We start from the raw sequence: 12,208 nt of genomic DNA, 5'->3' as shown, positions 1-12,208 counted from the left end.
TAAGTATTTCTTAAATCCTATCCGTTCTCTTGGTTTTGTTTTTTGAGTGATACCAGGTAATCAACGCCAACCCGGGTTAGGTCAAATTTAAAATCAAGGGGAAACCTATCCTTTGTTACGCCTGACAGCTTGTTTCAAAGCCCTTGTTTGTAGGTTGTATAACAGCGCAAGATTAAAGTCTGACATTACCTTCTGTCCTCTTATAGAATAAATCTTATCCGTTACTTCAAACGTTTGATGTGCGATCGCTTTCGGCATAAAAAAGAGGTATCACATTTTGTGATACCTCTAAAGTAATAACTAAAGCAACTAAAACTAATGATATGCAGTATGGCCAAAACCCTAAGGCTGTTCAGCATCAAGCCACTTACCTACCACTCCACGCTACTCCCCAACCTTACTCACCATCCCCACCTCTTCCACAATTTCCACCACCTGTGTTGCTGTCATATTTGCGTTACGCATACTAATACTTCTTGCAGCAGCAGCAGCAAATTCTTCAAATGCCTGTTTGGTTATTGCGTCATCACCAACCATTACAGGAATACCAATATCGCCACCTTCCCGTATACTTTGTACAAGGGGTATCTGCCCTAAGAAAGGAATGTCATATTCTTCCGCCAACCTTTTACCACCTTCTTTACCAAAAATGTAATAACGGTTGTGTGGTAATTCTGCCGGGGTAAAATAGCTCATGTTTTCCACCAGCCCAATAATAGGCACCTTAATTTGCGCCTGTCCAAACATGGCGATTCCTTTTTTAGCATCAGCTAATGCCACATCCTGCGGAGTAGTTACGACTACTACACCAGTTACCGGCACTGTTTGTATCAAAGTAAGATGAATGTCTCCGGTACCGGGCGGCATGTCAATGACCAGGTAGTCAAGATCGCCCCACAGCACTTCAGTAACAAACTGTTTAATTGCGCTGCTGGCCATGGGCCCCCGCCAAACCACCGCGCTTTTTTCGTCCACCAGCAAACCAATACTCAATAGCTTTATTCCATATCGCTCTAAAGGAACAATTAACCCTTTGCCGTTCACTTCCTGCATCATTGGTCTTTCGCCACGAACGCCAAACATGATCGGAACACTAGGGCCGTAAATATCAGCGTCCATCAAACCTACTTTAGCACCGCCCTGGCTAAGTGCAAGTGCAAGGTTGGCCGCCACGGTGCTCTTTCCAACCCCGCCCTTACCGCTGATTACTGCAATAATATTTCTTACGTTTGGCAACACCCCATCGCCTTCTTTACGCTTACTTGTAGTATTCGAAGTAAACTTTACGTTTACTGTCGCCTCTTTATTCACCAGTATTTTTACCGCATTAATGCAGGCATTTTTTATCATGTCTTTTAAGGGGCATGCAGGTGTAGTTAGCACTACAGTAAACGACACATAGTTACCCTCAATTTCTATATCCTTCACCATGTTAAGCGTTACCAGGTCTTTACCAAGATCAGGTTCCTGCACATTGCTTAACGCCTTTAATATATCGTCTTTTGTCATCACAGAAGTTTTTGTTAAATAAGCTTATCCAGCGGCAAAGTTAACCATTGACTGCCGTACTTTGTTTTAGGCCGAAAGCTATTTGTTAAGAAGGCGTTGAAGATATTTTTTTATGTAACCCGCCTTTGTAACTTTGGTTTTACAGCCGTTGCGTCGCACTCTTGTACCCATGTTTTCTCTATGCAACTCCTTTAGGCTAAAAGGCGTTAGAGGTACGAACAAAACTTTGAGTGGTTTGTAATAAGTGATTAAAAAAGTACAACCGGTTGAAGTGAGTGACACAACGATGATGCCATGAAAAACAGAAGTTGAAAAACAACACGTCAGTTCTTAAAATTTAGAAAATAAATAAAGGCAGCATTGCTAACTATATAACTAAATGAATAAAATTTTACGATACATTATTTTATTGGTTTGCTTTTTTCCCCTCAGGCTGCTTGCACAGTTTGAGAGTATGCAAGACAGCGTGGTACAGTTGTACGGTGTGGTGATGACGGCTGACAGTCTTCGCGCCCTTCCTGCAGTGAGTGTGGTAGTAAAAGGTACTAACCGCGGTACTATGACCAACGACGACGGTGTATTTTCAATAGTTGTTCTTAAGAACGACCAGGTAGAGTTTACCAGCGTTGGCTTTAAACCCAAACTTGTCACCATTCCATCCAAACTGCAAAGCAACCAATACAGCATTATACAACTTTTGGTAACCGATACCGCTTACCTGCCCGCAACTATTTTAAAGCCCCGCCCTACCAGGGCGCAATTTGAAAGAGATTTTGTGAATGCGCGTTTCCCCGACGACAAATATGAAATAGCCAGGCAAAACAATGATATTGCCAAAAGACGGGTATTGATGGCAAGTCTTCCTGCAGACGGGCGCGAAGCGTCGAATTATGCTTTGAGGCAAAGTGCGCAAAAGATGTATTATACCGGGCAAACACCCCCCATGAATATTTTGAACCCTTTTGCATGGTCCGAATTTATCCAGGCGTGGAAGCGAGGCGATTTCAAAAGCAAATAGCCCGAAAACAAAGCGCTTTGTTGCATTTACCGATGCTTTTCTATTTCAATGAAACTATTACTTTTTAAGTGTAAGGCATTATAGCAGTCATTTTTCGAAGCACAAAATTCGCTTCTTGCCTCATCCTTTTTGACCGCCTATCCCGGGTTGCTACAACTCATACGCTTTGCAATTGCATTTTTTTGTTTCACGTTACAATTTTGGTTCACCAAATCAAAAAAACTAAAACAAAAAGGAACTTCTTATGCAACGCCTTAATTCATTCAACCTGATTCATAAAGCGCTCCGTGCAATGATGTACGATGCAGCGTTAACACTACAACAAACTTATTTTGCAGATGTAGATGAAGCGGAGGCGGTCCTTGCAAAAGTAAAATCGGTTGTTCGCCAATTAGAGCAACACGCTTATTATGAAGATGTTTTTATACTGCCTGCAATCGAAGCTTTCGAACCTGAACTTGTGGAGGCATTTGAAAAAGAACACGTGGCCAATGCTAAAATAGGAAACCGTCTCCAAACGCTGATTACCATGTATCGTTCCCTGCAAACAAGTGAAGAACGAATAAACTGCGGCTCGTGCATCAGCAAATCATTCCGCGATTTCCTGGTCATTAACATCAGCCATATGTCGAAAGAAGAAATAGAAATCAATCGTGTTTTATGGGCTAATTACACCGACCAGCAGTTACTTGAACTAAATGAAAGGCTTACTGCAGCCATACCACCGGAAGAAAAAATGCTTAGTGCAAAATGGATGTTACGCAGTATTAACAAAGCAGAAGCCATAAGCTGGTTACAGGCAGTACAACAAACCTTGCCAGCATGTGTGTTCGATGCATTAATAGACATGACCTATACAGAGTTACCAGAACAAATCAGGGCAGAAGTACAGGATGCTGTAATGGAAGAAGAACTTTTATTTTAAAATTATTTAAACTTTTTGAAGTCCGGTTGTTATATAGAAGCTGGCAGGATAATCTCCCGCCGGCTTTCTTGTTTAATTACGTATTCATATTTGTACAACTTACTCACCTTCTTATATCGGTCCGGTAACAATACAATTAATAAATCAGCCAGAGTTTGTTGGTTACATAAAACCTGAAATTCCTTAGCTTTAAATACTGTACTTGTAAAAAGAATATCTATGATGACGGAAGAAAATTCGGACCAGGAATTAACGGAGGATGAAAAACAACTTTTTGGGCAACTCCTGTGTGAAGACCAGAACGAGCTATCAGATTTTAACGAAGCCCGCCGCAGTTTCCTCAAACAAATAACGATGGCTGGTGGCGGAATACTTGCCATGCAAATGTTTGGCAAAGAAACATTCGCAGGTTCATTACACGAACCATTAAACGCAGAACTACCAATTAACCTGGAAAACAGCGTTAATGTTGCTTTTAGAGTAAACGGTGTAAGGAAGTCTCTAGATGTTGATTCAAGAATGACTTTGCTTGATACCCTTCGCGAAAGGTTGCAGCTAACCGGTTCAAAAAAAGGTTGCGACCATGGTCAATGTGGCGCCTGCACTGTCATTGTCGATGGAAAACGCGTGTTGTCGTGCCTCACGCTTGCAGCTAGTTGCACAAATAAATCCGTAACAACTATCGAAGGTTTAGCTAAGGGTGGAGAGCTTCACCCTATTCAGGCTGCGTTTATTAAACACGACGGCTTCCAATGCGGATACTGTACCCCTGGGCAGATCTGCTCGGCAGTAGCTTTAATGAGCGAAGCCAAAAACGGGGAAGTAAGTTATGTTACGCCGGATGTACGTTTAAAAGCAGGTCCACTTCAACTTTCAGATTCTGAAATCCGGGAACGGATGTCGGGAAATATCTGCCGCTGTGGTGCTTATCCCAATATTGTAGATGCCATTCGCGAAGTACACACCGGAAAAGCGGTAGCGCAAAACTGGCACTTTGTTGATCAAAAGGAATCAACCCAAATCTAACGCATCCCCAAAAAAACATTTAATGAGACCTTTTAAATATTCTTCAACAACCAATGTAAAGGCTGCCACTCATCTTTTGATGGCTAATCCCCGTGCAAAGTTTCTTGCAGGAGGCACAAACATTCTTGATCTGATGAAGGAGGATGTGGAGCGGCCGGACGAGCTGGTAGATATAACCAGGTTAGCCCTGGCCCTGGTTAAACCGGTGACTGAAGGCGTTAACAAAGGAGGTATATCTATTGGAGGGCTTGGAAAAAATACGGAAACGGCCAACCACCCGCTAATCCGTCAAAACTTCCCGCTTATAACGCAGGCAATTCTTGCCGGAGCATCTGCACAAATTCGTAATATGGCAACCAATGGCGGTAATCTTAACCAACGTACGCGCTGCCCTTATTTTTATGAAGTCTCCATGCCCTGCAATAAACGTGAACCCGGATCGGGGTGCGGGGCATTGCAAGGCATTAATCGCATGCATGCTGTTTTTGGTTGGTCAGAAAGTTGCGTGGCAGTTCATCCTTCTGATATGTGCGTTGCCCTTGTTGCCCTCGACGCAGTTGTAAAAGTGCAAGGTTCTAACGGACAAACACGCAGCATCCCTTTTGCCGATTATCACCGCTTGCCTGGTGACACCCCTCAAAAAGACAATAACCTGGCGCACGGAGAGATGGTCACCTCCATTGAAATTCCTAAAAATAATTTTGCCAATAAGTCCTATTATCTAAAAGTCAGGGATCGGGCTAGTTATGCTTTTGCCCTTGTTTCGGTAGCTGCAGCAATCGAAATGAGTGGCAATCAAATAAAACAAGCGCGGGTAGCTATGGGTGGAGTGGCGCATAAGCCGTGGCGCGCCTATGAAGCTGAAAAATTCCTTGCAGGAAAAGAAGCGACCGAAACGAATTTCAGGCAGGCTGCTGAAATGGAAATGAAACAGGCAAAACCACTTGAACATAACAAATATAAAATTGAATTAGGCACGAGAGCGATTGTGCTGGCGCTGACAAAAGCAATGAATGGAGGGAAAGCGGGTTAAGAAGTTTCAAAGAAGTCAAAATGAGCAAAGACTTAAAGCTACCTGTTTCTTCTTTGCCTCTTTGCGTTTTGGCGTAAAAACAGCATCGCCCATAATAAAATTCAAAACAAGATGAGTGAACCAAATAAATCTATCGGCCAGGCCATAAACCGTGTGGACGGCCTTTTAAAAGTAACCGGTGCAGCCTCTTATGCAACCGATTATGTGTTGAAAAATACAGCGCACGCGGTAATTTTTAAAAGCACCATTGCAGCAGGCAAAATAACCGATATAGAAACCACCGAAGCAGAAAAAGCACCGGGCGTGCTAGCGGTAATTACACATAAAAATGCACCTAAACTAAATGAAAAAGGAGGTATTCGCGGAGGTGCATTACTGCAAAGCCCAACTATTGAATGGTATGGGCAACACATTGGACTGGTGGTGGCCGAGACGTTTGAACAGGCCCGATACGCGACACGGCTGATAAAAGTAAGTTACGAAAAGGCGGAGCCAAAAGTCGACTTTACAAAGCACCAAAAAGAAGCTGTTTTACCAAAAGGCAATCCTGATGCTGTTCGCGGCGATGTTGATACTGCTTTTCGTAATGCTGAGTTTAAAATAGAAGCCATTTATGAAACACCTATCGAGCACCATCACCCAATGGAAACCCACTCAACCGTGGCGGTTTGGGAAGGAGAAAAGGTGACTTTATACAATGGTTCGCAAATAGTAAACGGAGCACAGGCAGCTGCCGCTTCAACACTGGGCATCGAGACTGAAAAGGTTCGTATTGTCACCCCGTTTATCGGTGGTGGTTTTGGCTCTAAAGGAGGGCAATGGGCAAACCTGGTGCTAACAGCAATCGCAGCCAGGGCAGTCAATCGTCCTGTAAAACTTGCGCTTACCCGTCAGCAGATGTTTAATTCTGTTGGGCTTCGACAAAAAAATCACCAGAAGATCCGGCTTGCAGCAACAAAAGACGGGAAGCTAACGGCACTAGCACATGAGACAAGTACGCACTGTGCCATGAGCAACGAGTTTGTGGAGCCCTGCGGGGACTGCTCGAAGGTGATGTACGAAGTGCCTAATTCACTTATTTCTTACAGGGTAGTCCCGATGAATATCATTATTCCAACGTACACCCGCGGCCCTGGTAAGTCTACCGGAAGTTTTGCGCTTGAGTCGGCTATAGACGAACTTGCTTACCAGCTTAAAATGGATCCGATCCAGTTCCGGCTAAAAAACGAACCAGCAAAAGATCCCTCTAACGGAAAGCCATGGTCATCACGCACCACAGTGCAATGTTTACAGGAAGGTGCAAAAGCGTTTGGCTGGGAAAAGCGAAAAATAGAACCTCGCCAAAATCAACAGGGCGAGTATTTAATTGGTTACGGCGTTGCTTGCGGAACTTACCCTGCACGCCAGCAAAACTCATCTGCAATAGTAAGATTAACCCGCAAAGGCAACGACGTAAAAGCAACGATAGAACTGGCAGCATCCGATTTGGGAACCGGAACGAACACTATTATTGCACAAACAGCTTCAGATGCACTCGGTTTGGCCGTTAATAAAATCACCGTTAAAATAGGCGATTCTACTTTGCCCCCTGCTGCCGGATCAGTGGGTTCGGTGGGTGCCGCAAGTTTTTGCAACGCCGTCAATGATGCCTGCGAAAAAATTACGAACGAGTTAATCAGTAAATCAAGTAAACAGTTTTTTGTGCGCCCAACCGCTGCCCACCTAATGGTAAGTGAAAACCTTACCAAATTTGAAACCCGGGCAGATGCCAAAGCGCCGGCTGACGCTGGTAGTTATTCCTCGCACAGCTTTAATGCAAACTTTGCAGAAGTTTGGGTAAACAGCCAAACGGGGATGGTCAAAGTTCATCGTTTCCTTGCCGTAACCGGTGCAGGCAAAATTCTAAATCCAAAAACCGCGCGTTCTCAAATTATAGGTGGAAACGTATGGGGTATTGGAATGGCTTTAACCGAAGAGTCTGTTCTTGACCCTCGCTGGGGCAATTTCGTAACCCGCTCCCTGGCCGATTACCACGTTCCCTCCAACCTCGATATCGGAACCATTGATACGATTTTTATTGATGAAAAAGATACCATTCCTAATAAACTAGGCGTAAAAGGGATCGGTGAAGTAGGCATCGTAGGTGTAGCGGGCGCAGTTGCCAACGCAATTTTCAACGCCACAGGAAAAAGGGTGAGAGATTTGCCAATAACGCCCGACAAGTTGTTGTAATTTTTTTTGGTAGCCGGCTGGATATTCTTTTCAACATCGTTGTGTCACTCACTTTTACTGTGGTGCTAAAATCAGCAATCAGTGTTTTGCACTACCCATTATAATTGTACTATCCTCAACCCACGCATACCTTTTAATCTGGTTTTTCGAAGGACATTTAATAACTCTGTAAATTCACCACAGTCTACCTTTGAAGAAAAATGAACTACCATAACGGTAGTTGTACAAGGGTCTGTTGCTGAAGCTCCTAAGATAAAATTGGAAGCCAACACAAGAAGTTTAACTAACAGCCCAGGTAATATTACCTTGTTACCCATTTTCGGCAAAAAATGTATGAAACGCTATTCTTATATTGCTTAAGAAATAACCAAATACAATTACCGCATCAATCAATCGTTTAAGAAACATTACAAATTGCCCACTGTGCGGGGCAGCTTTAAGTAAATCGTTACAATTACCACAAAACCATAAAATGTACAAAATGAAAATATTTATTTATGCGCTAGGCTTTATCGTTGTTGCTTCCATTTGTTCATGCGGTAATCCGCCGGGCTACAATTATTCTAATTCGCAGTCAAAACCCCTGGAGTTCCCTTCGAATAAGCAAGAGAATGCGGAAAATAAATCAGGTAATCAGTCTGTTTTTCAATCAGGGGCTAATGTAAATTCATCGGCAGCCCTGCCTGTGGCAGCATTGAACCCGGCTCACGGTGTACCAGGTCATCGCTGCGAGTTGGCAGTTGGTGCTCCACTTAATGCACCGGCATCGGCACCACAAAATCAACCCTTAGTTTCACAACCCCCGGTACAAGGATCTGCTGCGGCATTACCTTCTTCAGCACCTGCTACTCCTTCAAAAAGTTCAGCAGGGCTTAATCCCGCTCATGGCATGCCAGGCCATCGTTGCGATATTGCCGTCGGTGCATCATTAAGCACACCTGTTCCAACCGCCGCTACCCAAAAACAACCCCCAGTAAATACCCAGCCCGCGGTACAATCACCAACTGCAATGTTTCCAACACTTTCACAAGATGCGTCAAAAGCAACAGCCCGACTTAATCCTGCACATGGTCAGCCAGGTCACGATTGTAAGGTCGCTGTTGGTGAACCGTTGAAATAAAGATTACACTGTTTGTTTCTGTAAGCAGTGAAGAAAAGACGCCTATTACATCCGTCTGAACCGGAAGGGCGTGCAATTTATTTTGCTTCTGAAAGCATATTGCCTTATCGCTTCTGCTAACTCTTTACTTGCTGTTTGCAATCAACCTTAATCTTACCGGGAAAAAATCGCACACCCTTTTAGGTACCGTTTGCACCACTTACATCCGCAGTAATTGGATGGCCGGATTTTGACAGCAAAGCCGTTGTTGTGTCTTTTGACCAAAATCTGTAGGGTTAGCAGGAAGTCTGCCAAGTGTAGAGCTTTTGCCTACGCCAGGGTGAAAGGTGTTAACTCCCTTCACCAGCCGCGCTTCGAAGAACACAAACGCGGGCATAAAATCAATTAAGTAATCGAAATGATCAATCTTTGATCAAAGGAAAGTTATGAGCAACTTAAATATCGGGTTGAATACAGTTGTTGAGACAGTTTATAGCCTAAGCCCTGACGAAAGGCTCGAATTGAAAAGCTTGCTAGAGCATAACATAGCGAGTTAAGGGCACTAGTGCCGAAATAACCTTTCGGGAAAAACTTGAATTTTTTATTGCACTACAATGCGCAAATCCATTAAACCTGCCGTAGCGTTTTTTCCTCTTCCCTGAAACTTGATGGTTATATGATCTTTACCTGTTAAAAGAGATGCAGGCAAATGGATTATCTCTGAATAAAACTCTTCAGTGCCTTCTTTGTTCAACTGTGATTGGTCAATTGTTTTTAAGAGTTTGCCGTCTACCAAAACGTCAAAAGATTTATTGCCCCTTGTATTTTTATAAAAGAGAAGGTAAAGTGACTGGGTGGGCGACGAAGATAATTTAGCGTTGTACATAAAATACCCGCCATTGGAAGCATTTCGCCATTTGGATTTGCCCATCACGCCAGTAGAAGAATTTACTGCTGTAAAACCGTGTTGTTCCTCAGATTCTTTGTCTCCGGGTACAACAGCATCAGTGGTTGCCTCCTCAATTGCCGGCATCATCTCCTCAAATCTTTTTACTTTTTGTTGTTCGAGGTGGTAGGCGGCAGCATTGTCGTAATGCCTGAAATAAAGAGCGTAACGATTGTAATGGATACGGTTAAAAGGCATTAGTGTCACTGGGGTGCCAGTTACTGCGGCCGTCGTAGTAAAAGCTAGTGAAGCACCTTTTTGTTTAATGATACCGGCTACCATTGCAGCACTGTCTCCTGCAAATGCAGCCACCTCGGAAAGCGGAATTTCTTTAGCTGCAACCGTTTGCCTTTCGCTGAAGAAATCTTCTTTTGTTAAACCGTGGTTTTCTATCTGTGCGGCCAGTACCAGTGGACCGTATGTTACCGAAACAAATTTGTTGCTGGCTACAAGCGGACTTACTACTACCTTTCCGGGTAGTTCGACGGTTACTTTGTCACCCGTTTTCCATACACGCTTTATTTCGGCAAAACCTCCTGCTGTTGAATTTGTTTTATAGATCTTACCATTTACCCGCACTACCAGGTTTGCCACATTCACCCAATGCGGATGCCGGATCTTAAGCGAGAATGAAACCGGTTGTTTTACGTTAACCGTATACACCGCAGTTTCCTCATCGGGGAAACGGGTAATTTGAGTTAGGCTGACCCCTTTTTCCTGCCAGTTCACACGAGAGGGAATAAATAAGTTTACATACAAGCTATTGTTGTCGTGGGAATAAATCATCTGGCCAAACTTGGCGGGGTTTTCGAAGCCCGTGCCCGTGCAACACCAGAAGCTGTTATACTCGGTTCCATATACTTTATAGTGACCGGGTCGCATAGAAGTAAAATAAACGGTCATTGCACGTTCAGGATCGTAATTGGCCAGAATATGATTGTACAATACGCGTTCGTAATAATCTATTTTTTCGGGTTCTGCATAATCTTTATACAGGAGCTCAGTTAATCGCAGCATGTTTACACTGTTGCATGACTCGGCGCCACCGGGCCATATTACCCGTTTTTCAAATTCACTTTCAGGAAAAAAATGTTCTCCTGTACTGTTGCCTCCATTAGCCCAGGTATGTTTGTTTACTACAGTCTTCCAGAAAAACCTTGCGGCATCGGTATATTTCTTTTCTCCGGTGTAATTGTACACGTTCTCAAAACCGGTGAACTTTGGTATTTGTGTATTAGCATGCCAGCCGTCTAAGATGTCTTTGCCTTGCGCGAGGGGCACCCACATGTCTTCATCGTTCAGTTTTTTTGCCCATTCCAGGTATTTTTTATCCTGCGTCAACTCGTAGGCATTAATGTAATTTTCGTTTATCGAGCCATGCTCACAAACAAGTAATTTTTGTATCTGTTCGTGCGATAATTTATTAAGGACAGAATCGCCAAACCAATCTGCCATTTGTAGAAAAATGTCTTTGGCAACGGGCAACTTGCACTGCGTGTAAACGCCGTAAAGACCCAGCATTATTTTGTTCATAATATACACCGGCTCCCAGCTGTCGTTTATGAGTGGATTGGAAGTAGTAAACTTACCTGCAACTACATCTTCAAACACGTGTCGCCCGTTTATTACCGCAAGAAGATAGCCATCGCCCTGTGCATCCTGGCAGGCTTTTAATTCGTTTAGGGTGTATTTAAGTTTACTGATAATCGCCGTATCTCCGGTGCTCTGGTACATCATACTCATCGACGACAGGTAGAAACCCATGATATGCCCTGCAAGCGGTCCTTTGCCCCACACATCTTCCGACTCCCAGAACGGGTAAGGCTTTGCTTTCGGCACCAGTCCGGCTTCTCTTCTGAACCAGGAAGCCATACGGTCAGGATCGAGCGTGAGAAGATAATTGTGCGTGAGATCCATAATGTGCTTAAACTCCCCGTCGAGCAGGCGCACTTCGGCTAATGAGAAGAGCTCCATTTTTGGCTGATGCATGGGGGTGACACGCAAAGTATCAGCACAAAAGGTTACAGATGCGAAAGAAAAGGACAGGAAAAGCAGCAATATGTTTTTCATCAATTTTTTTAATAAATGTATATGTGTTCAATTATAACAGGAGTAGGCAGGTAGCCGATAGGAGCACAAGTATTTTATAGTTATTACTATCGGTTACACACAAGATAGTTTAAGTGCTGCGTGCTTCTGTTAGTTTTAAGTGTTTCAGCGGATCACTTAAATAATAATTGATAGCAGAACAGCGTCCCGCAACAGATCTACAAAAGCTGCAAATCCAACAAACCCTTTATAGAAGTGCAACAGTCTGTAACGCTGCTATACTTGTAATGCCATGTTTCATAAACCAACTACGCCGGTGCGCGATTTTCTCAAAGTACTTTGTTGTAACACTTGCCATCCTGCCCCATCAG

At 43.7% G+C, this 12,208-nt stretch carries 10 protein-coding genes; 6 read left to right on the top strand and 4 right to left on the bottom strand.

Going from position 1 to position 12,208, the window contains the following annotated elements; genetic code table 11:
• Positions 1 to 105 precede the first annotated feature (105 nt).
• A complete protein-coding gene (locus tag JWR87_RS09240; RefSeq protein ID WP_297818704.1) occupies positions 106 to 258 on the bottom strand; it encodes an ORF6N domain-containing protein in 153 nt (50 codons plus the stop codon).
• Between the two features lie 126 nt (positions 259 to 384).
• Positions 385 to 1,509, bottom strand: coding sequence for an Mrp/NBP35 family ATP-binding protein (locus tag JWR87_RS09235; protein WP_297818701.1), 1,125 nt, complete (start codon positions 1,507 to 1,509; stop codon positions 385 to 387).
• A gap of 379 nt (positions 1,510 to 1,888) precedes the next feature.
• Here JWR87_RS09235 and JWR87_RS09230 point away from each other — a divergent pair, with 379 nt between their 5' ends.
• The 6 genes from JWR87_RS09230 (at position 1,889) to JWR87_RS09205 (ending at position 8,863) form a co-directional block, all read left to right on the top strand.
• On the top strand, positions 1,889 to 2,527 hold the full coding sequence (locus JWR87_RS09230) for a carboxypeptidase-like regulatory domain-containing protein (protein WP_297818698.1): 639 nt from the start codon (positions 1,889 to 1,891) through the stop codon (positions 2,525 to 2,527).
• A 244-nt stretch (positions 2,528 to 2,771) separates the two neighbouring features.
• Positions 2,772 to 3,452 carry a hemerythrin domain-containing protein gene (locus tag JWR87_RS09225; RefSeq protein WP_297818695.1) on the top strand — a complete coding sequence of 227 codons (681 nt, stop codon included), beginning with the start codon at positions 2,772 to 2,774 and terminating at the stop codon, positions 3,450 to 3,452.
• 219 nt (positions 3,453 to 3,671) lie between these two features.
• Complete coding sequence (locus JWR87_RS09220) at positions 3,672 to 4,478, top strand: 2Fe-2S iron-sulfur cluster-binding protein (protein ID WP_297818692.1); 807 nt, start codon at positions 3,672 to 3,674, stop codon at positions 4,476 to 4,478.
• A gap of 22 nt (positions 4,479 to 4,500) precedes the next feature.
• Positions 4,501 to 5,511 carry a xanthine dehydrogenase family protein subunit M gene (locus JWR87_RS09215; RefSeq protein WP_297818691.1) on the top strand — a complete coding sequence of 337 codons (1,011 nt, stop codon included), beginning with the start codon at positions 4,501 to 4,503 and terminating at the stop codon, positions 5,509 to 5,511.
• Between the two features lie 111 nt (positions 5,512 to 5,622).
• On the top strand, positions 5,623 to 7,743 hold the full coding sequence (locus JWR87_RS09210; RefSeq protein WP_297818688.1) for a xanthine dehydrogenase family protein molybdopterin-binding subunit: 2,121 nt from the start codon (positions 5,623 to 5,625) through the stop codon (positions 7,741 to 7,743).
• Between the two features lie 481 nt (positions 7,744 to 8,224).
• Positions 8,225 to 8,863 carry a hypothetical protein gene (locus tag JWR87_RS09205; protein WP_297818686.1) on the top strand — a complete coding sequence of 213 codons (639 nt, stop codon included), beginning with the start codon at positions 8,225 to 8,227 and terminating at the stop codon, positions 8,861 to 8,863.
• A 199-nt stretch (positions 8,864 to 9,062) separates the two neighbouring features.
• Here the strand turns inward: JWR87_RS09205 and JWR87_RS09200 are convergent, their stop codons facing one another.
• Positions 9,063 to 9,239: a hypothetical protein gene (locus JWR87_RS09200; RefSeq protein ID WP_297818684.1), complete on the bottom strand. Its 177-nt coding sequence runs from the start codon at positions 9,237 to 9,239 to the stop codon at positions 9,063 to 9,065.
• A gap of 204 nt (positions 9,240 to 9,443) precedes the next feature.
• Positions 9,444 to 11,858: a glycoside hydrolase family 127 protein gene (locus JWR87_RS09195; protein ID WP_297818681.1), complete on the bottom strand. Its 2,415-nt coding sequence runs from the start codon at positions 11,856 to 11,858 to the stop codon at positions 9,444 to 9,446.
• Positions 11,859 to 12,208 lie beyond the last annotated feature (350 nt).

It is taken from the genome of Segetibacter sp., assembly GCF_025963695.1.
Taxonomy (GTDB): domain Bacteria; phylum Bacteroidota; class Bacteroidia; order Chitinophagales; family Chitinophagaceae; genus Segetibacter.
The sequence above is the reverse complement of the archived record's forward strand: the minus strand, read 5'-3'. Positions and strand labels throughout refer to the sequence as shown.